Here is a 21,744-nt window from a genome sequence, read left to right on the forward strand (position 1 = left end):
CCCCATGACCACCGCGAACCGCACCGCCGCCCAGCAGGGCCTGCGCGAATCGGCCACCTTCGACCGGACCACCATCGCCGCCATCCAGCGGGCCGCCGACACCGGGATCTACGACATCCGCGGCTGGGGCGCCAAGCGCGCGCTCCCGCACTTCGACGATCTGCTGTTCCTCGGCGCCTCGATGTCGCGCTACCCGCTCGAGGGCTACCGCGAACGCTGCGGCACCGACGTCGTCCTCGGCGACCGGAACGCCAGGTTCCCGCTGCACCTGGACACCCCGGTCACCATCGCCGGGATGAGCTTCGGCGCCCTCTCCGGGCCGGCGAAGGAGGCGCTGGGCCGCGGTGCATCGGAGGTGGGCACCTCCACCACCACCGGCGACGGCGGCATGACGCCGGAGGAACGCGGCCAGTCCAAACACCTGGTGTACCAGTACCTGCCGTCCCGCTACGGCATGAACCCCGACGACCTCCGGCGCGCCGACGCCATCGAAGTGGTGCTGGGCCAGGGCGCCAAACCGGGCGGCGGCGGCATGCTGCTGGGGCAGAAGATCTCCGAGCGGGTGGCGGGCATGCGCACCCTGCCCGAGGGCATCGACCAGCGCAGCGCGAGCCGGCACCCGGACTGGACCGGACCGGACGATCTGGCGATCAAGATCAACGAGCTCCGCGAGATCACCGACTGGGAGAAGCCGATCTACATCAAGGTCGGCGCCACCCGCACCTACTACGACGTGAAGCTGGCCGTCGCCGCCGGCGCCGACGTGGTGGTGGTCGACGGCATGCAGGGCGGCACCGCCGCCACCCAGGACGTGTTCATCGAGCACGTCGGCATCCCGACCCTGGCCGCGATCCCGCAGGCCGTGCAGGCCCTGCAAGAACTGGGTCTGCACCGCAAGGTGCAGTTGATCGTCTCCGGCGGCATCCGCAACGGCGCGGACGTCGCCAAGGCGATGGCGCTGGGCGCCGACGCGGTGGCGATCGGCACCGCCGCCCTGATCGCCCTCGGCGACAACGATCCGCGCTACCAGGACGACTACGAGAAGATCGGTTCGGCGGCCGGCTTCTACGACGACTTCCAGGACGGGCGGGACCCCGCGGGCATCACCACCCAGGACCCGGAGCTCGCCGCCCGCTTCGACCCGATCGAGGGCGGACGGCGGCTGGCGAACTTCCTGCGGGTGATGACGATGGAGGCCCAGACCATCGCCCGCGCCTGCGGCAAGGCGCACCTGCAGCACCTGGAGCCCGAGGACCTGGTGGCGATCTCCATCGAGGCCGCCGCCATGGCCCGCGTGCCGCTGGCCGGCACCGACTGGATCCCCGGGAGCACCCGGTGACCGCCTCCGGCGCCGCCCTCACCGCGTCGGTCGTCATCGTCGGCGGCGGCCTGGAGGGGACCGCCGCGGCGTGGGCGCTCGCCGAGCGCGGCGTCACCGACGTGTTGGTCTGCGAGCGCGGCACCGTCGGCGGCGGGATGACCGGCAAGTCGTCGGGCATCGTCCGCTGCCACTACGGGGTGAGCTCGCTGGCCGCCATGGCGGCGACGGGCCTGGAGGTGTTCGAGAAGGCGGAGGAGATCTTCGGCACCGACATCGGGTTCCGGCAGACCGGGTACGTGGTCGGCGTCGGACCGGAGAACGCCGACGCCATGCGGGCCTCGATGGCCGCCCAGCGCGCCGTCGGCGTGCAGACCGAGGAGATCGGCGCCGACGAGGTCGCGACGATGTGGCCGACCGCCGACCTGAGCCCGTTCGCGGCGTTCGGCTGGGAGGAGCGCGGCGGCTACGGCGACGCCTACCAGACCGCGCAGGCCTTCGCCGCGTCCGCCCGCGCCGCCGGCGCCCGGATCAGACAGGGCACCGAGGTGACCGGGCTGATCGTCGACGGCGAGAAGGCGACCGGGGTGACGCTCGCCGACGGCACCTCCGTGCACGCCGACACCGTCGTCGTCGCGACCGGGGCCTGGACGAGGCCGTTCCTGGCCCGCTACGGGATCGACGTGCCGATCGAGGTGCACCGCGAGCAGATCGTGATGATCGATCCGGGCGAGGACCTGGGCGACGTCCCCGTCTTCTCCGACCTGGTCACCCTCCAGTACGTCCGCCCGGACGTGCGCGGGGAGATCCTGTTCGGCAACAGCGATCTGGCCCGGCTCGACCTCGCCGACCCGGACGACTACCTCAACCGGGCCGACGCGGCGTTCGAAGAACTCACCGCGGAGAAGGTCGGCACCCGCTTCCCCGGTCTCCCGAATCCGTCGATCAGCGCCGGTTACGCCGGCTGCTACGACGTGACGCCGGACTGGAACCCGGTGATCTCGGCCGGCCCGCTGGACGGTCTGGTGATCGCCGCCGGGTTCAGCGGCCACGGGTTCAAGATCTCGCCCGCGGTGGGCCGCCTCGTCGCCGACCTGGTGACGACCGGGCGCAGCACCGATCCGCGGATCCCGGAGACCGATTTCCGGCTCTCCCGGTTCGCCGAGGGCGACCTGCTGACCACCCGGTTCCCGTATGCGGGGGCCGGCGAGATGCGCTGACCGGCCCCGTCCCGGCAGGCTCCCGGGTCGCCGCCCCGCTATCGTTACCCGGGTGAGCGACGAACCGCTGATCCGGAACGAGGCGGGCATCGCCCGGGACCGCCCGGAAGGACAACCGGCGCAGGCCCTGGAACTGGAGTCGGCGATCGCCCGGAACGTTCGACGGCTCCGCGTCCAGTCCGGGCTCACCGTCGCCGACGCCGCCGCCCGGGCCGGGATCTCCAAGGCGATGCTCTCCAAGATCGAGAACGCGCAGACGTCGTGCAGTCTGAGCACCCTGGCCCGGCTCGCCGAGGCCTTCGACGTGTCGGCGTCGTCGCTGTTGCGCGGCGCCGACACCGAGCGTCCCGCGGTCTTCGTCAAGGCGGGCACCGGCTCGCCGATCGTCCGGGCCGGTTCCCGCGAGGGGCACGAGTACCAGATCCTCGGTTCTCTCCGCGGGGAGCACAAACGTCTGGAGTGCCTGATGGTGACGCTCACCCGGGCCTCCGCCCCGCACCCGCTGTTCCAGCACGCGGGCACCGAGTTCATCTACATGCTCGACGGCGCGATGGACTACGCGCACGGCGACGCCGTCTACAGCCTGACCCCGGGCGACGCGCTGCAGTTCGACGGCGAGGGCGCCCACGGCCCGGTGGCGCTCACCGAGCTCCCCATCCGGTTCCTGTCGGTGATCGCCTTCCCCGACTCGTCGGTCTGATCCCGACCTCGCCCGACCGCCGCCGAGTCGCACCCCACCGCTCCCTGAGCCGGGGAGGAACGCAGTGACGACCCGAGTCGAAGGGTCCGAGCGCCACCGCCCTCGTATCCCGAGCAAGCGGGCTTCGACACGGTCTCGCCCAGCGGCTCGCCCGGCTCAGCCGGCGGATCGGAGAGCCCATCCGCACGGTTCAGACCAGGTCGACACCCCTCGCCGGTCGAGCGTCCCCTCGGTGGTCGAGCGTCTCCTCGATGGTCGAGCGGAGTCGAGACCACCCATCCCCACCGACTACCGAGTGGAAGACGACGTCTCTCGATATTCGATCTCGACGCCCAGCCGCCGCTCGACCTCGGCGAGGAACTCCGCGCCCACGTCCTCCGGCAGTGCACCGAGGCCCAGGATGATCTCCCCGATCGCGGTGGTCTCCCTCGGACGGCCCCGGAACATCCACGTCTGCGTCGCGGCTCCGGTCACGTGCAGCATCGGGATGCTCTCCATCCATGCGGAATCCGGTCGGTCGATCTCCCGTGTACACACCGCGATGCCGTAGTAGCTGACGCGCTGCACGAGCCGATCGTCGGTCACCTCGACGACGACGGATCGCTCCACGATCGCGATCACTGCGAGCACGATGATCACCAGGAGGCCGGAGAACATCACGCCCTTCGACCACCATCCGAACAAGGGCGCTCCTGCGGCGCAGACCCAGATCGCGGCCGTGAGCAACGGCGCGAAGGCCATCAGACCGTTCCCGTACAGCAGCAGCGGGGTCTCCGTCCCCTCGACGATCGGTCTCCGTCGCACCCGCCGCATCAACGGATTCCTCCGCACGAAGAACAGTATCCACATCACCGAGAACATCATCAGTGCCACCGCCAGGTCGAGCGAGGCGTGGCGCACCTCGTCATCGGCGAGTTCGGCCAGTGCCATGATGACGAAGAGCACTCCGATAGCCACCCCGAAGAAGACCATCCAGTTCGGCACCCTTCCGATCGCCCGCCGACGCTTCTGCCACTCCGTCTCCCCCACGAGGGAGACCCTAGCTCTTTCCCTCGTACTCGATCTCGACACCCGTTCACCGCGGGGTCTCGGCGAGCAGTCCTTCGGCCACGTCGTCGGGCAACGGTCCGAGCAGAACGTCGACATCGCCGATCTGAGTCGGATCACCCTGATTCCCGCGGAACCACCGAGGCCGACAGTGCGACGATCTCCGCATCGTCCGATATCGGCTCCGGCGGGGTGCCCTCGTTGCTTCCACCACTCCGTCTCGTCCACGTCTGTCCGCCCCGCGTCGGGAGCCCCATCCGTGCCGGGATGAGGAACGCAGCACCGATCCGCGTCGAAACCTCCCGCCCTCGATTCGAGTACGCTCGTCCGGATCCGGTCGCCGATCCGGGCTCGGCTTCGACACGATCTTCGCCTAGCGGCTCGATCGGCTCAGCCGACGGGCAGAAAACCATGACGGGTCACGTGGCGAGGACGAGCAAGACCGAAGATCGTCGTCTTACCCCGCCCACACAGCGTGCGGCATGTCGGCCATTGCGATATGAGAACGTACGAGGGCATATATCCCTTGTGCTCCGTCATATCGCAATGGCCGACCATCCGGGACTCGTCTTCGAAGCGGGATGCGATGCAGAGGTGCGTCACAGCACCCCCCTCACGACATACGTCGCGCTCGGGCCCCGACGCACGACCTCGAAGATCGTCGGCCGGGGGATCTCGACTCCGCTCGATCAGCGTGTCCACCGCTCGATCAGCGTGCTCACCACTCGATCAGCGTGTTCGCCGATCTACCAGAGTGTTCACCGCTCGATCGGCCGCTCTGATGCACGACGACGCCGCACCCCCGGACGGGAGTGCGGCGTCGTCTGCATCACTGCTGCTACATGGCGCGGCGGCGGTTGCGCGGCTGCCACACCACCACCGAGTTGCCGCGTTCCACGTGGACCAGTTCGCGCCGGGGCGCGCTGTTCCGGATCACCCCGGCCATCTCCTCCACCTGGCGTTGCAGTTCCTCGAGCCGATCGCTCAGTTCGATGATCCGCTTGATGCCGGCGAGGTTGACGCCCTCGTCCTGGGACAGCCGCTGGATCTCGCGGAGCCGGTCGACGTCGTGCTGCGAGTACCGGCGGCCGCCGCCACTGGTGCGCTGCGGGGTCACCAGGCCGAGGCGGTCGTAGGTGCGGAGCGTCTGCGCGTGCATCCCGGCCAGTTCGGCGGCGACCGAGATCAGGAACGTGGCGGTGTCGTCGGGAATCGGCCCCGTGCCGTCGTTCTCACGCATGCGCTGATCACCGTCCCCAATCCGCCCGCGGATCGAAACCGGTCGCCTGTTCGGCCTCGACGTAGACCTTCAACGCCTCGATCGCGGCGTCGTCGAGTTTACGCGGTACAGCGCATTTCACGGTGACGAGCAGATCGCCCGCACCGCCCGCGCGCTTGGGCACGCCGCGGCCCTTGAGCCGCAGGGTACGACCGTCGGCCGTGTTCGGCGGGATCTTGATGCTCACCTGGCCGTCGAGCGTCGGCACCTTGGCGGTGGTGCCGAGCACCAGCTCGCCGAAGCTCACCGGCATGGTGATCTTCAGGTCGTTGCCGGTGCGGGTGAACAGCTTGTCCGGGGTGATGTGCACGGTCACGTACAGGTCGCCCGACGGGGCGCCGCGCCGTCCGGCCTCGCCCTGCCCGGTGAGCCGGATGCGCTGACCGTCCTCCACGCCCTTCGGGATGCGGACGTTGATGGTGCGCGGCCGGATCTGGACGCCGGTGCCCTGGCAGTCGGCGCAGGGCTCGTCGATCCTGGTGCCGGTGCCCTGGCATTCGGGGTCGGGCTCGGAGAACCCGAAGTGTCCCTGGTTGCGGTTCAGGAACCCCGAGCCGTTGCAGTTGTTGCAGGTGCGCGGGCTGGTCCCCGATTTGGCGCCGCTGCCGTGGCACGCCGTGCACGGCGACGGGCTGGTGACCTTCAGGCTCACCGTGTTGCCCGCGATCGCATCGCGGAACGCGAGCGTGGTCTCGGTCTCCAGGTCGTTGCCGCGGCGCGGACGCTGCGGCTGCTGGGTGTAGCCCTGCGAGCGGTTCCCGCCGCCGGCACCGCCGCCGAACAGGCCCCCGAACAGGTCGCCCACTCCGCCGCCACCGCCGCCGGCCCCGCCGAAGAGATCGCCCAGATCACCGATGTCGAATCCGCCGGTGCCGGTGTACCCGCCTCCGGCGCCGCCGAAGCCGCCGCCGTTGCCCCCGCGGAATCGTCCGCTGGACATGAGTGCACGTGCTTCGTCGTATTCCTTGCGCTTCTCCACGTCGGAAAGCACGCTGTTGGCCTCGGAGACCTTCTTGAATCGTTCTTCCGCGGCGGTGTCGCCGGGGTTACGGTCCGGGTGCAGCTGAGCTGCCAGCTTCCGGTAGGCCTTCTTGATGTCAGCGGCCGACGCATCCGAAGCGACGCCCAGATCGGCGTAGAAGTCTCGATCGAGCCATTCTCGTTGTACAGCCATTCGGACGTCACCTCCTTACGTTGATCGTCTCGTCCGTTGTCGTTCTTCTTCCCGTCCGGCGCGCGCGTCCCGCGCGGCGTCGTCGAACGGCAGGTCTTCTCCGTCGACCGTGTGGTCGTCGGTCTGTGTGGTCGCCGGTCTGCGGCGATCCGTCGTTCGGGCGTCTCGACGTGTTCGACGACGATGCGCGCCGGGGGCGGGACCGGGCCGTGTCCGGCCTCGGTCCCGCCCGACGGTCACACGTCGCCCGACTCGGCGGAGCCGTCCGCGGCCTCACCCGCGGGTGCGGGATCGGTCACGGCGACCATCGCGGTGCGGACCACCTTCTCGCCCAGACGGTAGCCGGGGCGCAGCACCTGGCCGAGGACCAGTTCGCCGCCGGTCGCCTCGTTCTGGATCGCCTCGTGCAGTTCCGGGTCGAACGCATCGCCCGCGGCCCCGAACTTCTCCAGCTGCTCGCCGACGAGGACGTCGCGGAGCTTGTCCGCGAACACCTTGAGCGGGCTGCCGTCCTCCAGGTGACCGTGCTCGGCGGCGCGGTCGACGTCGTCGAGGATCGGCAGCAGCTTCTCCACGATCCGCTGCTTGCCTGCGGCCGTCGCCTGCTTGTACTCCTCGGCGCTGCGGCGACGGAAGTTGACGAACTGCGCCCGCTCCCGCTGCAGCGCCTCGGTCAGCTCGGCGACCTGTGGGTTCGCACCGCGCTCCTCGCCGCCGGCGGCGGGGGCCTGCTCGGCCCCCGCCTCGGCGCCGTTCCCGGTGTCGCCGCCCCGGGCGTCACCCGGGGTCTCGCCGTCCTGGGACACACCGTCCACGTCGGGGCCGGACTCGCCCGCGACGTTCTCGGTGCCCGGCTCGGTCACTTGGTCTCGTCGGTGGAGTCGTCGACGACCTCGGCGTCGAGGACGTCGTCGTCGGCACCGGCGGCGGCACCCGGCGTACCGGCGGCCGCACCGGCGTCACCCTGCTGCGCGCTGGCGTAGATCGCCTGGCCCATGGCCTGCGACTTCTCCGACAGCTTCTCGATCGCGGAGCGGATCGCGGCGGTGTCGGTACCCTTCAGCGCCTCCTTGGCCTCGTCCACCGCGCCCTTGACCGTCTCGGCGACGTCGGCGGGGATCTTGTCCTCGTTGTCCTTGAGCACCTTCTCGGTCTGGTTGACCAGCGACTCCGCCTGGTTGCGGGTCTCGGCCTCCTCGCGACGCTTGCGATCCTCCTCGGCGTGGAGCTCGGCGTCCTTCACCATGCGGTCGATCTCCTCCTTGGAGAGACCCGAGCCGTCCTGGATCCGGATGCTGTTCTCCTTGCCGGTGCCCTTGTCCTTCGCGGTGACGTGCACGATGCCGTTGGCGTCGATGTCGAAGGTCACCTCGATCTGCGGGACGCCCTGCGGCGCCGGGGCGATGCCGCCCAGCTCGAAGCTGCCCAGCAGCTTGTTGTGGGCCGCGATGTCGCGCTCGCCCTGGAACACCTGGATCTGCACCGACGGCTGGTTGTCCTCGGCCGTGGTGTAGGTCTCGCTGCGCTTGGTCGGGATGGCGGTGTTGCGCTCGATCAGCTTGTGCATGACGCCGCCCTTGGTCTCGATGCCCAGGCTCAGCGGGGTGACGTCGAGCAGCAGCACGTCCTTGACCTCGCCGCGGAGCACGCCGGCCTGCAGTGCGGCGCCGACGGCGACGACCTCGTCCGGGTTGACGCCCTTGTTCGGCTCGCGACCGGCGGTCAGGTCCTTGACCAGGTCGGTGACGGCCGGCATGCGGGTCGAACCGCCGACCAGGACCACCTGGTCGATGTCGGACACCGAGATCCCGGCGTCGGCGACGACGGCCTTGAACGGCTCACGGCAGCGGTCGAGCAGGTCCTGGGTGATCTTCTGGAACTCGCTGCGCGACAGGGTCTCGTCGAGGAACAGCGGGTTCTTGTCGGCGTCGACGGTGATGTACGGAAGGTTGATCGTGGTGCTCGGCGAGGCCGACAGCTCGATCTTGGCCTTCTCCGCGGCCTCACGGAGACGCTGCATGGCCATCTTGTCCTTGGTCAGGTCGATGCCGCTGGTGGACTTGAACTTCTCGACGAGCCAGTTGACGATCCGGGCGTCCCAGTCGTCGCCGCCGAGCTCGTTGTCGCCCGAGGTGGCGCGCACCTCGACCACGCCGTCGCCGATCTCCAGCAGCGAGACGTCGAAGGTGCCGCCGCCGAGGTCGAAGACCAGGATGGTCTGCTCCTTGTCGCCCTTGTCCAGGCCGTAGGCCAGGGCGGCCGCGGTGGGCTCGTTGACGATGCGCAGGACGTCGAGTCCGGCGATCTGTCCGGCCTCCTTGGTGGCCTGACGCTGCGAGTCGTTGAAGTACGCGGGCACGGTGATGACGGCCTCGGTGACGTCCTCGCCCAGGTAGGCCTCGGCGTCGCGCTTGAGCTTCATCAGCGTGCGGGCGCTGATCTCCTGCGCGGTGTACTTCTTGCCGTCGATCTCGATGTTCCAGCTCGGGTCGCCCATGTGGCGCTTGACCGAGCGGATGGTGCGATCGACGTTGGTGACCGCCTGGTTCTTGGCGGGCTGGCCGACGAGGACCTCGCCGTTGCGGGCGAAGGCGACGACGGACGGGGTGGTGCGCGAGCCCTCGGCGTTCGCGATGACGACGGGCTCGCCGCCCTCCAGCACCGAGAGGGCGGAGTTGGTGGTTCCCAGGTCGATTCCGACGGCACGGGACATGTGTGTTCCTCCTAGTTTCGTTTCGGCTCTCGCGAGCCGGCGTCTGCGCGGCCCGAGACGGGCCGGTTGTCGTGGTGGCACTCCGAAACTTCAGCGTTCCTGACTCAGGTCTTACCGGCTTCCGCGCCGGGTTTCAAGGTTCTTGAGTCTGGGTCACTCAGGTTTCTTGCCTCGTTCAACGGCGTCCAGGGCGGATGTGTTCCCAGAGTTGAGCGTATTCCGCTCAATTTTCAGTGATGTCGACCACAGGAGGGAGTCACCGGAATCGCGCACGACCGCCCCGGCGGATCCGCGACGCACGAGCGCGCACCCGGCCGCGAGGGGCCGACCGGCCCTGTCGCACCCGTGCGCCATGATGGAGACGACAGCACAGCATCCAGGGATCGACAGGCGGGCCGCACACGATGAAGCACGAAGACCACGACGACGTCACCTACGAGGTGATCGACGACGTCGCCCACGTCCGACTGAACCGGCCGGACAAGCACAACGCCCTGACCATGGACATGATCGATCACCTCGCCGAGGCCGCCGGGCGGGCCGCGGCGGACCGGTCGCTGCGGGCGGTGGTGCTCTCCGGCACGGGCGAGTCGTTCTGCTCCGGCCTCGACTTCGCCTCGGCCGGCTCCGACCGCGGCCGCGTGATGCGCGCCCTGATCCCCCGGCGGCGGACCGCGGCCAACGTCTTCCAGGCGTCGGCGTGGGCGTGGCGTTCGGTGCCGGTCCCGGTGATCGCGGTGATCACCGGCCACTGCTACGGCGGCGGCCTGCAGATCGCGCTCGGCGCCGACTTCCGCTTCACCGCCCCGGACGCCGACTTCTCCATCATGGAGGCGCGCTGGGGGCTGATCCCGGACATGTCCCTCTCGGCGAGCATCGCACAGCTGACCGGCATCGACGTCGCCAAACGCCTGACGATGACCGGCGAGGTCTTCGATGCCGAGCGCGCCGCGGGATGGGGGCTGGTCAGCGAGGTGTCCGACGACCCGCACGCCGCGGCCACCGCACTGATCGACGCGATCAGACAACGCTCCCCCGATTCGGTGGCCGCCACCAAGGCCCTGTTCGAGCAGACCTGGTACAACGGCTCGCGCCTCTCCTTCCCGGTCGAGCAGGCCCTCCAGGTCCGGCTGCTCACCGGGCGCAACCACGCGGCCGCCCGCAAGGCCGGACTGGCCCGCGAGACGCCGCGGTTCACCGACCGACAGTTCTGATGCCGGGACGGATCTGACGCCATGACGGAGTCCCGGCCCCGGCTCACCCCCGCCACCGGGCTGGATCGATTGTTCCCGGCGTCGTGGCGGGAGCTCGACGACGACGATCCGGTCGGCCCCCTCTGGCGCGGCGCCCAGATCTTCCGGCTGGTCGGCTTCGTCTACGCCCTCGGCTTCGACATCGCGATCAACTCCGATCTGGAGCGCCCGCAGCTCACCTGGCTGCTCTTCATCGTCCTGACCGGCGCCAACGTCCTGTTCGCCGCCGGCTACGTGGTGGGCGTCTGGCGACGCTGGTGGTGCGTGGCGGCCGAGACGGCGCTGTTCCTCGCGGCCATGCTCTCCACCCTGCTGGTGGCCGGCCCCGAGTGGGTCGAGAACAATCAGACGTGGCCGACCACCCTCTGGGCGTCGAGCGCCCTGCTGTCGGCGGCCCTGCTCGGCGGGGCGTGGACCGGCAGCGCCGCCGGGATCCTGATCGGGCTGACCAACTTCGTCTACAAGGGCGACGTCTTCCTCAACTTCGGCAAGAACGCGACCTTTCTGCTGCTGCTGGTGTCCGGCATGGCGGTGGGGCTCGCGGCCTCCCGCGCCCGGGTGACCCACGAACGGCTCACCGCCGCGGTGCAGGCCGCGGTCCGGGCCGCCGAACGGGAACGGCTGTCGCGGCAGGTCCACGACGGCGTGCTCCAGGCCCTGGCGCTGATCTCCCGGCGGGGCCGCGAGATCGGCGGCCCCACCGCCGAACTCGCCGAACTGGCCGCCGATCAGGAGCTGCGGCTGCGCAGACTGATCTCCGACGGCTCGACCGCCACTCCGACGCCGCGCAGCGGGCGGACCGATCTGGGCGCCGCGCTCCGTCTCCGCGCGTCCGATCAGGTCTCGGTGAGCACCCCCGGAGACGCCGTCGTGATGCCGACGCCGACCGCGAACGAGATCCTCGCCGCCGTCGACAACGTCCTCGACAACACCCGTCTGCACGCCGGCCCCTCGGCGCAGAGCTTCATCCTGCTCGAAGACCTGGACGATGCGGTGGTCCTCAGCGTGCGCGACGACGGCTGCGGCATCCCCGCCGGACGCCTCGACCAGGCGGTCGCCGAGGGACGGATGGGGATCAGCCGGTCGATCATCGGCCGCATCGAGTCGCTCGACGGCCGGGTCGCACTGGAATCGGCCCCCGGTGCCGGGACAGAATGGGAGATGACGATCCCGTTGCCCCGCGGCGACTCGGCGACCTCGAGGAGAACCGGACGATGACCCCGAACCCCCACCCCTCCCGTCCCGGAGCCCAGCCCGGGGGGACCGGACGACCGCTGCGGGTGATGGTGGTCGACGACCACCCGATGTGGCGCGACGGCGTCGCCCGGGACCTCACCGACGAGGGCTTCGACGTGGTCGCCACCGCCGACGGCGTGAAACGGGCCACCGAGGTGGCGCGCGCCTGCCGCCCGGACGTGGTCCTGATGGACATGCACCTCCCGGACGGCAACGGCGCCCAGGCCACCGCGGGCGTGCTCACCGTGTCGCCGGAGACCCGGATCCTGGTGCTCTCGGCCTCCGACGAGCGCGACGACGTGCTCGAAGCCGTGAAGTCCGGGGCCACCGGCTACCTGGTGAAGAGCGCCCAGCGCACCGAGCTGGTCGCCGCGGTCCGCGCCACCGCCGCCGGCCAGGCCGTGTTCACGCCCGGACTCGCCGGTCTGGTGCTCGGCGAGTTCCGGCGCCTGGCCAAGGAGCCAGTCGACGACGCCCCCGCGCTCACCGAGCGGGAGACCGAGGTGCTGCGCTACGTGGCCAAGGGGCTGAGCTCCCGGCAGATCGCCGAGCGCCTGCACCTGAGCCCGCGCACCGTGGAGAACCACGTCGGCGCGACGCTGCGCAAACTCCAGCTCGGCAACCGCGTCGAACTCGCGCGCTACGCGATGGAGCACGGCCTCTCCTGACGGGGACGCCCGCCCCGTTCACCGCCGCCGGGTCCGGGGTGTCCCCTACCGCTTCTAGGTAGTTTCGCGCATCCCGTCCGGCCGTTCGGCGACCAGACTGGGAGCATGAGCACCACGCCGGATCCGTTCTTCACCGCCGTCACGCGCATCGGCGACGAGTTGACGTCGATCACCGCACGGTTGGCCAAGGTCACCGACGACGTCGCCGAACTCCGCGACGCGATGGAGACCGCCGCTCCGGCGCCCGCGCCCCCGGCCGCTGAGCGGCTCGCGCCCGATCCCGCGGTTCCCGGTCCGACGACGCCCGGTCTCGTGCCGTCCGAGTTCGCCCATCCCGGGCCGGTCTCGCGGGACCCGTGGGCCGATCCGGCCTCGCACGTCCCGCCCGTCGCCGGTCCGGCCCCCGCCGGCCGGCCGTCACCGCCCCGCCCGGCCCCGCAACCGCGACTCCAGTACGCGACCGCCGCCCCCGGGCCGATGTGTCCCCCGCCCGTGTCCGCCCCGCCGGTCCCGCCGCGCCCCGCCACCGGCGACGGCGTCACGCTCGGCAAGGTCCTCGCCTTCCTGGGCGTCGCGATCACCCTGCTCGGCGTCGTCTTCCTCCTCGTCCTCGCCGCCCAGGCCGGTTACCTGAACCCCGGGGTCCGCGTCGCCGGCGGCGCGGTCCTGGCCGTCGCCCTGGTCGCGGCGGGTCTGCGGATCGGCCGCACCGAGGTGAAGCGCACGGCGGCGTCGGCCGTGGTCGCCACCGGTGTCGCCACCGCGCTGTTCACCGTCCTGGCCTCGGCGAACATCTATCACTGGATCCCGGTGATCGCCGCGCTGGTGCTGACCGGGATGATCGCCGCGGGCGGGTTCTGGATCGCCGGACGCTGGCGCAGCCAGGCGCTCGGCGTGACCGTCGGGATCGGGCTGATCGCGTTCGCGCCGTTCCTCACCCACGGGGTCACGCTCACCCTCGTCGTCTTCCTGCTGGTGTACGCCGCCGCGACGCTCGCGGTGCAGATCGGCCGCGACTGGCCGGTGCTCCTCGTCGTGAACACGATCGCCACCGCCGCACCGCTCGGCGTGATCGCCGGTCTCGGTGATCGCGGGGACGCCACCCGGTTCGTCCTGGCCGCCGCGGCCTGCTTCCTGCTCGCGGTCGGCTCGGCCGCCGTACTGCTGCGCACCAGCCGCGTCCCGCTGGTGCCCGCCCTCGTGACGCTGATCCCGGTGCTCCCCCTGATCGGCGCCTCCCCGGTGGTCGGCGGCACCGGGGCGGCGATCCTGCTGGGTGCCGCGGCCGCGGTGCTCGCCGGTCTCACCGCGGTCGGACCGCTCCTGCCCGGCAGCACCCGGCAGACCCGGATCGTCTGGTTGTCCGGCGCGGTGGCCGCCGGGGTGATCGCGATCGGACTGGCGGGCGAGGCCGACGGGCTGACGCTCGGGCTCCTCGGGATCGCCGTGGTCTTCGGGGTGGCCGCCCGCCACGGCGACGACCTCGGCCCGGTCCTGCGGATCATCGCGACCGTGTGCCTGGGCATCGGCCTGCTGGCCCTCGCCGCCCCCGGAATCACCCAGCTCGCCACCCCGGACTCCCTGGACGGCGGTGACCGCGTCGTGGTGCTGATCGGCTCGCTGCTGGCGATCGCGGCGCTGGTCGCCCTCGTGATCGGCTGGTCCGAGGGCCGCCCCGACACGGACCGTCACACGCTCGCCGGGATCGCCTGCCTGATCGGCCTGGTGCTGTTCAACGTCCTGTGCGTCGCGATCGGCGCCCTGGCCTCCGGCGGCTCGGTGACCGGATTCCGGGCCGGACACATGTGCGCCACCATCGGTTTCGTCGCCGCGGGCGCCGCCGCCCTGCTGTGGGCGCGGAGACTGCGGGGGTCGTCGCGCACGCTCGTCCTGACCGCCGGGCTCGTGGTGATCGGCGGCGCCGTCGCCAAACTCTTCCTGTTCGACCTGGCCGCGCTCGCCGGGATCTTCCGGGTGATCGCGTTCATCGTCGTCGGACTGGTGCTGCTGGGCCTGGGCGTCGCGTACGCGCAGAGCCTGAACGACGACGACCCGGTCCCGCCGCCCACCGGCCCGAACCCGAATCCGAACCCGAGTCCGGCCCCGTATCCGGCGGAGCCCCCGTTCCGTCCCTGACCGTGCAGGGTGCGAGGTCCGCGGGCTGAGGGGTCCCGCGGACAGACGAAGACCGGCCTGACGAGGGACAGGCCGGTCTTCGTCGTCTTCGACTCGGTGAGATCGATCCGATGTCCTCGGATCCGGGCTCGATCTACCAGTCGGCCTCGTCGTACACGATCATGCCGCGGACGTTGTTGCCCTCGAGCATGTCGTCGTAGGCCTTGTTGATCTCCTCCAGCCGGTAGGTCTGGGTGACCAGGTCGGCGAGGTTCAGCTGACCCGCCCGGTACTCGTTGAGCAGCTTGGGCACCTGGGTGCGGGGGCCGGCGCCGCCGAAGATCGCACCCTGGACGCGCTTCTGCAGCAGGGTGAGTTCGAAGAGGTTCATCGAGACGTCCATCGCCTGGAAGTCGCCCATGCCGACCACCACGACCTGCCCGCCCTTCGCGGTCATCGCCAGCGCCGGGGCGAGGTACTCGCCCTTCATCTCGCCGACCGTGAGGATCACGGTGTTCGCGTTGGCGCCCCAGGTGATCTCGCCCACCACCGGCGCGGCCTCCTCCATGCTCGCGAAGGTGTGGGTCGCCCCCAGCTTCTCGGCCATGTCGCGCTTGAACTTCACCGGGTCGACGGCGACGACGTAGCGCGCCCCCGCGGCCTTGGCGCCCTGGATCGAGTTGATGCCGACACCGCCGGTGCCGACCACCACGACGGTGTCGCCGACCCTGGTCCCACCGATCTCGGTAGCCGATCCCCATCCGGTGGCGACTCCGCAGCCGAGCAGCGCGGCCTCCTTCAGGGGGATGTCGCCCTCGATCTTGACCAGCGAGGCCTCGTGCACGGTGATGTGGGGAGAGAAGGTGCCCAGCAGACACATCTGCGCGTAACCGGTGCCGTCGGCCCCCTGGACGCGGTGCGTCTTGTCCGCGATCGCCAGCCCGGTCAGCAGACCGGCCCCCTCGTCACAGATGTTCTGCGCACCGCGCGAACACGACGGGCAGACGCCGCAGGCCGGGATGAACGCGGTCACCACGTGGTCGCCCTCGGCGAAGCGGGTGACGCCGGGGCCCACCTTGGTCACGATGCCCGCGCCCTCGTGGCCGCCGACGATCGGCAGCGGCGCGGGGCTCTGGCCGGTACGCAGATGGTGATCGGAATGACACAGACCCGAACTGACCAGCTTCACCTGGACCTCGCCGGCCACCGGGTCGCCGAGTTCCACCTCCTCGATCTGCCACTCTTCGTTCACTCCGCGCAGGACGGCTGCCTTGGTCTTCATCGAGGTGGATTCCCTTTCCGCGGGCCCGACGACGGGCGTCTCGTATCTCTCCTCACGCATGATTGCCCGCCGTCCCGGAGTCGCGCACCGTTTTGGTGAAATGCCTGCGGACCGGCGCCCGCGCACCCCCGTATCCGCTCGTTCGATTCGGCGCGACCGCCCCCGGACTGGCTAGACTGCGTAGTCGTGTCAGGCAATTCAGCAGTGTCGGACCCGGCCAGCCCGCCGACTCCGAACGAAGACGCCGCCACCGGCAACAGCTCCGGCTACCGACTCGATCTCGACGGCCTGCGCGGCATCGCGATCTTCCTGGTCGCCGTCTTCCACGTCTGGTTCGGCCGGGTCTCCGGCGGCGTCGACGTCTTCCTGACGCTCTCCGGGTACTTCTTCGTCGCCTCGCTGCTCAAGCACGTCATCTCCTCGGTGCCCGCCGAGGTGTCCTGGAAGACCGCGATCAATCCGTGGCCGCGTCTCCAGCGACTGCTCAAGCGACTGGTGCCGGCGCTGTTCCTGCTGCTGACCGCCGTCGTCACCCTGGTCTGGCTGGTCACGCCGACCACCCGCTGGGGACCGCTCGGCGAGGAGATCATCGCCTCCGCGTTCTACTTCCAGAACTATCACCTGGCCTTCGCCGCCCAGGACTACGGCGCCGCGGACTCCGCGGTGAGCCCCCTGCAGCACCTGTGGTCGATGTCCATGCAGGGCCAGTTCTTCGTGACCACCCTGTTGGCCGCCCTGCTCCTCGGCGCCCTCCTGAAGGCCGGCGCCCGCCGTCGTCCGGTGCTCGGCGACCGCCGGACGATCACGGCCGTCGTGTTCGCCGCGATCCTCGGTGTCACGGCCCTCTCCTTCGCGTGGGCCAACTGGCGGCACGGCATCAACCAGCCGTTCAACTACTACGACACCCTCGCCCGCGTGTGGGAGCCGCTGGTCGGCGGCCTGCTCGCGATCTGGATGCCGCGCCTGGCCATGCCGCAGTGGCTGCGCACCGCGCTGACCTTCGTCGGCGTCGCCCTCATCGCGACCTCCGGCATTCGGATCGCCGGCGTCCAGGAGTATCCGGCGATGATGGCGCTGGTCCCGGTCGGCGCCACGCTGCTCATCATCTGGGTCGGATCGTCGGCGACGGCGCAGACCCCGGTGCCCGGCGGCGACCTGTCCGGGGGCGGTCGACTGCTGGCGCACCCGGCCATCGTGTGGCTCGGGTCGATCGCCTACGCGCTGTACCTGTGGCACTGGCCGCTGCTGATCTTCTACCTGGCGTGGCGGGAGAAGGACTCGGCGTCCTTCCTCGAGGGCACCGGGATCCTGCTGCTGTCGGTGCTGCTCGCCTGGCTCTGCACCAAGTTCGTCGAGGCGCCGATCCGCAGCGGCGCACGCAGCGGATTCACCTCCCGCTACCGGCGGATCCTGGCCGTCGTCCTCGTCGTGCTGAGCGTGTTCGGCGGCGGCAGCGCGGTCTACTGGCAAGTCCGCGCGGCCTCGATGAACATCGACACCACCAACCTGGATCCGCGCCTGTACCCGGGGGCGCGCGCCTTCCTCGACGGCGCGCCCGTGCCCGTGGTCCCCCCGGTCCCGAGTCCGGAGGCCGCCGTGGAGGACTGGCCGCTCAATCACTGGGACCACTTCAGCAACTTCGGCGACATGAGCATCCGCGTCGGCACCTACGGGGACCGGACCGCGAAGCGCACCATCGCCGTGGTCGGCGGCTCGCACTCCGAACACTGGATGACGGCGATGGACATGCTCGGCAAGCAGCACGGGTTCCGGGTCACCACCTACATGAAGGCCGGCTGCGCGCTCAGCACCGAGGCCAACGTCGAATTCGACGGCGAGAAGCTCACCGAGTGTCTCCCGTGGGTCCGCTCGGTGATGAAGCGCCTCGCGAAGGATGAGCCGGACGTCGTCTTCACCACTTCGACGCGCCCGATCGAGGGCCCGACCTGGGGCGACTACGTCCCCGAGGGATATCTGGACATCTTCACCGAGTTCCGGAAGAGGGGGCAGCGGGTGATCGCCGTCCGCGACACCCCGTGGGCCCTGCGTGGACCGCTGGCCCCGCCGGACTGCATCGCCGCCGGCCGCAAGCCCACCGAATGCGGCATCCCGCGCGGTGCGATGCTCTCGAAGGTCGCCCCCACCGACAAGATCGCCGGGGACTTCCCGAACATCACCTTCCTCGACTACTCCGATGCCATGTGCGACGAGCACTACTGCCCGGCCGTGGTGGGCAACATCCTGGTCTGGCACGACCGGCATCACCTCAGCACCGCATTCGTCCGCAGTCTGGCCCCGTACATCGGCAAGGACGTCCAGAAGGCCACCGGCTGGTGGTGATCCGGCCCATGTCGACCTCGCCGGCCCGGAACCTCCCGGACCCGGCGGGGTCGAACACCGCGTTCGGCTCCGCCAAGCGCCCCTACCTGTTCCAGGTCGACCTGATCCGGTCGACCACGTTCGCGCTGGTGATCTTCATCCACGCGCTCACCCGGACCACCGACGAGATCGGCAGCATCGGCACCAACTCCACCGCGCTGCTGTTCCACGCGACCCGGAACATCTTCTTCGCCCTCACCGGGTTCGTGCTGATGTACCAGTACGCCGGGCGCGCCGACTTCCGCGCCGGCTGGTTCTGGCGGCGTCGGATGAAACTCGTGATCGTGCCGTACATCCTGTGGTCCGCGGTCTACTGGGCGGTGATCGGGATGTGGTCGTACGGACGGCTCGACGAGATCCCGCACAGCCTGGACGAGTTCTGGAACCAGCTCAAATGGGGCACGGCGGGCTTCCACCTGTACTTCCTGCTGGTGATGCTGCAGGTGTACATCCTGTTCCCGGCGATCCGGCTGCTGGTGACGAAGACCCGGGGGCATCACGCCGCACTGCTCGCGACGAGTCTCGGCGTGCAGATCGCGGTGTACGCGGTGATCACCTACTGGACGCCGCCCGCATCGTGGGCCGGCTGGTGGTGGCACCACTACGCCACGGTGATCCCGTACCAGTTCTTCATCCTCCTCGGCGCGGTCGCCGCCGTGCACCGCGAGGAACTCGACGGCTGGATCCGCGGCCGGGGACGGGCGCTGACCGCGGCGCTGATCGGGGCGGGCGCCTTCGCACTGGGCGTCTACCTGTACGGCGCCCTCACCCGCGGCGAGGTCTTCAGCCACGACAGCCCCTTCTCGGTGACGTTGCTCCCGTTCATGGTCCTGGCGGTCCCGGCGATCTACGCGATGGGACTGCACTGGGCCACCGACGTCCGACCGTATTCACCGCGCTTCGGCAGGGTCGTGGCGTACGCGTCGAACCGCAGCTTCCCGGTGTTCCTGGTGCACGTGCTGATCCTGTTCCTCCTGCTCCGGCCGAAGACCGACGGCGAACCGACGCTCGTGCATGCGCTCGGCCAGCCGTGGGGCACGACGGCGACCTATCTGCTCACCGTCGCGCTCTCGCTCGTCGTCGTCGAGGTGCTCCGGCGTCTCCCGGGCTCGGTCTATCTGACCGGTCGGCCGCGGCTGCCGCTGCGTCGACGGCACTGAGCACGGCGCAGAACGGGCGTGTTCAGAGCAGTGCGGTGAGCATCGCGCGCGGCCGCGACAGCAGTGCTTCGCGCAGGTGGTTCCGGACCAGGGAGAGCACGGTGCACCCGTTCCGGGGAGCGATCACGCCGAGCACGTCGATGCCCTCGGCCCGGCACAGTCCGACGGCCCGGCCCACGTGGAAGTCCTGGGTCACGATCAGCGCCCGCCGCACGCCGTACTCCGCGGCCGCCCGGCGACAGGTGGCCGCGGTGTTCAGACCGATCGGGTCGTCGACGATCCTCTCGTGCGGCACGCCACGCGCCGCCAGATAGGACCGCATCACCTGGACCTCGTTGCCCGCATCGTCGTGGTCGTTGCCGGAGGAGACGATCCGGTCCACCACCCCGCGACGATGGAGGTCGACGGCCACGTCGAGCCGATTGCGCAGGTAGGCGCCCGGCTCCCCGTCCGCGGCCTTGGCCCCGAGGACGATCAGGGTCGACGGTCCGTCCGGCGCCTCGGCGGGTTCGACGACGCGGCCGCGCGCCGCCCACACCGACCACACCGAGCTGACGAACACGATCGCCTCGACCAGCACCACCGCCCAGAGGGCCAGCGCCCCGACACGAATCCGCACTCCTCCACGCTAGGACACGGCCTCCGCCGCCGTTCCCGCGGCATGCACCCGAGATTCTTCCGGCTGTGACGTGCGTGACATACTCGGATCGCACAGATCGCGGACCGCCGAGACTCGGGGTCGTTCAGGGGAGGAAGTGACCCAGTGCAGTACATGCCGGTGACGCAGTCCATGTTCCTCTTCGCCGAGAACCGGGACCAGCCGATGCACGTCGGCGGACTGCAGCTGTTCGTTCCGCGGGAGGGTCAGACCGCCGAAGAACTGGCCGAGGAGGTCCACCGGCGGTTCCTCGGCGCCGACGAGGTCCAGCGGCTCTTCCTCAAACGGCCCGCCAGCCCGGCCTCGATCGCCGGTTACACCGCCTGGCAGCACGACGACGAGATCGACTTCGACTACCACGTGCGCCGGATCATCCTGCCGCGTCCGGGCGAGATCAAGGATCTGCTGCGCTACGTCTCCCTCAACCACGGCGCCCTGCTCGACCGTTCCCGGCCGATGTGGGAGGTCCATCTCATCGAGGGTCTGGCCGACGGCCGCCTGGCGATGTACACCAAGATCCATCACTCGCTGGCCGACGGCGTCACCGCGCTGCGGATCCTGCAGCGCACCCTCTCGACGGACCCCGACGACCGCTCCGGCACCGCGTTCTGGGACCAGGAGCTGCTGAACCGCAGGCCCGCGCGTGCCGCGGCCCCGGAGAAGAGCCTGTTCCGGAAGTTCACCGGCGCGATCGGGGACACCCTGAGCATGATCGACGAGGTGGCCGGTCTCGTGCCCGCCGCCGCGAAGGTGGCCGTCGCGGGCATCTCCGACAGCGACTTCGTGGCCCCGCTGCAGGCGGCCCCGAAGACCCCGCTCAACGTGCCGATCGGCTCGGCACGACGCTTCGCCGCCCAGGACTGGCCGACCGAACGACTGCGCGCCGTGGCCCGCAAGCACGGCGCCACCTTCAACGACATCCTGTTGGCGATGTGCTCCGGGGCGCTGCGCCGCTACCTCCTCGATCAGGACGCCCTGCCCGACCGCTCGATGACGACCATGCTGCCGGTGTCGCTGCACAGCGACGGCGACGGCGACGGGAACGCGGTCACCGCGGTGATCGTCCGGCTCGCCACCGACGTCGAGGATCCCACGTCCCGCCTGCGGCAGATCCGCGCCTCGTCGTCGAGCGCCAAGCACGTGGTCCGCGGCCTGCACGGCGTCCAGTCGCTGGCGCTCGGCGCGGCGAACGTCTGGCCGCTGGCGTTCGCCCCGGTCCCGGGCTTCGTGGACCTCACCCCGCGCGGCTTCAACCTGATCGTCTCCAGCGTCCCGGGACCCGAGGAGCCGCTGTATTGGAACGGCGCCCGGCTCGACGGCCTGTACCCGGTGTCCATCGCGATGGACGGCCAGGCCATGAACATCACCGTCACCACGGTCGGCGGCAAGGCGAACTTCGGCGTCATCGGCGCCCGCACCCAGTTGCCGAAGCTGCAGCGCATCCTCGACCACCTCGAGGCGGCGCTCGTCGAACTCGAGCGGATCGATCCGATCGACGACTGAGCGCGAGACACGACACATCGAGTGGCCTCACCCGGGTCC

The 21,744-nt window shown here is 70.3% G+C and carries 17 protein-coding genes; 10 read left to right on the top strand and 7 right to left on the bottom strand.

Annotation, left to right across the window (positions count from 1 at the left end; all coding sequences use genetic code 11):
- The first annotated feature begins 4 nt into the window (after positions 1 to 4).
- Genes QM809_RS02490 through QM809_RS02500 form a run of 3 tightly spaced genes read left to right on the top strand, consistent with a single transcriptional unit; the run spans position 5 to position 3,238 of the window.
- A complete protein-coding gene (locus QM809_RS02490) occupies positions 5 to 1,339 on the top strand; it encodes an FMN-binding glutamate synthase family protein (protein WP_415044263.1) in 1,335 nt (444 codons plus the stop codon).
- On the top strand, positions 1,336 to 2,538 hold the full coding sequence (locus tag QM809_RS02495) for an NAD(P)/FAD-dependent oxidoreductase (protein ID WP_415044264.1): 1,203 nt from the start codon (positions 1,336 to 1,338) through the stop codon (positions 2,536 to 2,538). Before QM809_RS02490 ends, QM809_RS02495 begins: the two co-directional genes overlap by 4 nt.
- Positions 2,539 to 2,590: 52 nt before the next feature.
- Complete coding sequence (locus tag QM809_RS02500; protein ID WP_415044265.1) at positions 2,591 to 3,238, top strand: helix-turn-helix domain-containing protein; 648 nt, start codon at positions 2,591 to 2,593, stop codon at positions 3,236 to 3,238.
- 288 nt (positions 3,239 to 3,526) lie between these two features.
- Here QM809_RS02500 and QM809_RS02505 read toward each other — a convergent pair whose 3' ends face one another.
- The 5 genes from QM809_RS02505 to dnaK all read right to left on the bottom strand — a co-directional run bounded on the left by QM809_RS02505 (position 3,527) and on the right by dnaK (position 9,451).
- The gene (locus QM809_RS02505; RefSeq protein ID WP_415044266.1) at positions 3,527 to 4,267 is read right to left on the bottom strand and encodes a hypothetical protein; all 741 of its coding nucleotides are present in this window, start codon (positions 4,265 to 4,267) and stop codon (positions 3,527 to 3,529) included.
- An 856-nt stretch (positions 4,268 to 5,123) separates the two neighbouring features.
- Positions 5,124 to 5,525: a heat shock protein transcriptional repressor HspR gene (locus tag QM809_RS02510; protein WP_415044267.1), complete on the bottom strand. Its 402-nt coding sequence runs from the start codon at positions 5,523 to 5,525 to the stop codon at positions 5,124 to 5,126.
- A 7-nt stretch (positions 5,526 to 5,532) separates the two neighbouring features.
- Positions 5,533 to 6,738: a molecular chaperone DnaJ gene (dnaJ, locus tag QM809_RS02515; protein ID WP_415044268.1), complete on the bottom strand. Its 1,206-nt coding sequence runs from the start codon at positions 6,736 to 6,738 to the stop codon at positions 5,533 to 5,535.
- Positions 6,739 to 6,974: 236 nt separating this feature from the next.
- Positions 6,975 to 7,601 carry a nucleotide exchange factor GrpE gene (gene grpE / locus QM809_RS02520; protein WP_415044269.1) on the bottom strand — a complete coding sequence of 209 codons (627 nt, stop codon included), beginning with the start codon at positions 7,599 to 7,601 and terminating at the stop codon, positions 6,975 to 6,977.
- Positions 7,598 to 9,451 carry a molecular chaperone DnaK gene (gene dnaK, locus QM809_RS02525; protein ID WP_415044270.1) on the bottom strand — a complete coding sequence of 618 codons (1,854 nt, stop codon included), beginning with the start codon at positions 9,449 to 9,451 and terminating at the stop codon, positions 7,598 to 7,600. The genes grpE and dnaK overlap by 4 nt, the downstream gene beginning before the upstream one ends.
- 404 nt (positions 9,452 to 9,855) lie before the next feature.
- On the opposite strand from dnaK, the gene QM809_RS02530 reads away from it, so the two are divergent.
- The 4 genes from QM809_RS02530 to QM809_RS02545 all read left to right on the top strand — a co-directional run bounded on the left by QM809_RS02530 (position 9,856) and on the right by QM809_RS02545 (position 14,744).
- Complete coding sequence (locus QM809_RS02530) at positions 9,856 to 10,665, top strand: crotonase/enoyl-CoA hydratase family protein (RefSeq protein ID WP_415044271.1); 810 nt, start codon at positions 9,856 to 9,858, stop codon at positions 10,663 to 10,665.
- Positions 10,666 to 10,686: 21 nt separating this feature from the next.
- Positions 10,687 to 11,922, top strand: coding sequence for a MacS family sensor histidine kinase (gene macS, locus QM809_RS02535; protein WP_415044272.1), 1,236 nt, complete (start codon positions 10,687 to 10,689; stop codon positions 11,920 to 11,922).
- Entirely contained in the window at positions 11,919 to 12,608 is a 690-nt protein-coding gene (locus QM809_RS02540; RefSeq protein WP_415044273.1) for a response regulator, read from the top strand. Before macS ends, QM809_RS02540 begins: the two co-directional genes overlap by 4 nt.
- 105 nt (positions 12,609 to 12,713) lie before the next feature.
- Entirely contained in the window at positions 12,714 to 14,744 is a 2,031-nt protein-coding gene (locus tag QM809_RS02545) for a DUF2339 domain-containing protein (protein WP_415044274.1), read from the top strand.
- Positions 14,745 to 14,877: 133 nt separating this feature from the next.
- Here QM809_RS02545 and QM809_RS02550 read toward each other — a convergent pair whose 3' ends face one another.
- On the bottom strand, positions 14,878 to 16,005 hold the full coding sequence (locus tag QM809_RS02550) for an NDMA-dependent alcohol dehydrogenase (protein ID WP_415044275.1): 1,128 nt from the start codon (positions 16,003 to 16,005) through the stop codon (positions 14,878 to 14,880).
- Positions 16,006 to 16,191: 186 nt separating this feature from the next.
- Here QM809_RS02550 and QM809_RS02555 point away from each other — a divergent pair, with 186 nt between their 5' ends.
- Together QM809_RS02555 and QM809_RS02560 are read left to right on the top strand one after the other, a co-directional pair.
- Positions 16,192 to 18,345 (top strand): acyltransferase family protein, encoded by a 2,154-nt coding sequence (locus tag QM809_RS02555; RefSeq protein ID WP_415044276.1) that lies wholly within the window; start codon positions 16,192 to 16,194, stop codon positions 18,343 to 18,345.
- An 8-nt stretch (positions 18,346 to 18,353) separates the two neighbouring features.
- The gene (locus QM809_RS02560) at positions 18,354 to 19,544 is read left to right on the top strand and encodes an acyltransferase (RefSeq protein WP_415044277.1); all 1,191 of its coding nucleotides are present in this window, start codon (positions 18,354 to 18,356) and stop codon (positions 19,542 to 19,544) included.
- Between the two features lie 22 nt (positions 19,545 to 19,566).
- Here QM809_RS02560 and QM809_RS02565 read toward each other — a convergent pair whose 3' ends face one another.
- Positions 19,567 to 20,163 (bottom strand): SanA/YdcF family protein, encoded by a 597-nt coding sequence (locus QM809_RS02565; RefSeq protein WP_415044278.1) that lies wholly within the window; start codon positions 20,161 to 20,163, stop codon positions 19,567 to 19,569.
- Between the two features lie 144 nt (positions 20,164 to 20,307).
- Here QM809_RS02565 and QM809_RS02570 point away from each other — a divergent pair, with 144 nt between their 5' ends.
- Positions 20,308 to 21,705, top strand: coding sequence for a WS/DGAT/MGAT family O-acyltransferase (locus QM809_RS02570; RefSeq protein ID WP_415044279.1), 1,398 nt, complete (start codon positions 20,308 to 20,310; stop codon positions 21,703 to 21,705).
- Positions 21,706 to 21,744: the final 39 nt, after the last annotated feature.

It is taken from the genome of Gordonia sp. (in: high G+C Gram-positive bacteria), assembly GCF_047600385.1.
Taxonomy (GTDB): domain Bacteria; phylum Actinomycetota; class Actinomycetes; order Mycobacteriales; family Mycobacteriaceae; genus Gordonia.

Coding starts and splice junctions, on each gene's coding strand:
- QM809_RS02490 (WP_415044263.1), top strand. CDS start 5: ATGACCACCGCGAACCGCACCGCCGCCCAGCAGGGCCTGCGCGAATCG.
- QM809_RS02510 (WP_415044267.1), bottom strand. CDS start 5,525: ATGCGTGAGAACGACGGCACGGGGCCGATTCCCGACGACACCGCCACG.
- dnaJ (WP_415044268.1), bottom strand. CDS start 6,738: ATGGCTGTACAACGAGAATGGCTCGATCGAGACTTCTACGCCGATCTG.
- dnaK (WP_415044270.1), bottom strand. CDS start 9,451: ATGTCCCGTGCCGTCGGAATCGACCTGGGAACCACCAACTCCGCCCTC.
- QM809_RS02530 (WP_415044271.1), top strand. CDS start 9,856: ATGAAGCACGAAGACCACGACGACGTCACCTACGAGGTGATCGACGAC.
- macS (WP_415044272.1), top strand. CDS start 10,687: ATGACGGAGTCCCGGCCCCGGCTCACCCCCGCCACCGGGCTGGATCGA.
- QM809_RS02540 (WP_415044273.1), top strand. CDS start 11,919: ATGACCCCGAACCCCCACCCCTCCCGTCCCGGAGCCCAGCCCGGGGGG.
- QM809_RS02545 (WP_415044274.1), top strand. CDS start 12,714: ATGAGCACCACGCCGGATCCGTTCTTCACCGCCGTCACGCGCATCGGC.
- QM809_RS02550 (WP_415044275.1), bottom strand. CDS start 16,005: ATGAAGACCAAGGCAGCCGTCCTGCGCGGAGTGAACGAAGAGTGGCAG.
- QM809_RS02560 (WP_415044277.1), top strand. CDS start 18,354: ATGTCGACCTCGCCGGCCCGGAACCTCCCGGACCCGGCGGGGTCGAAC.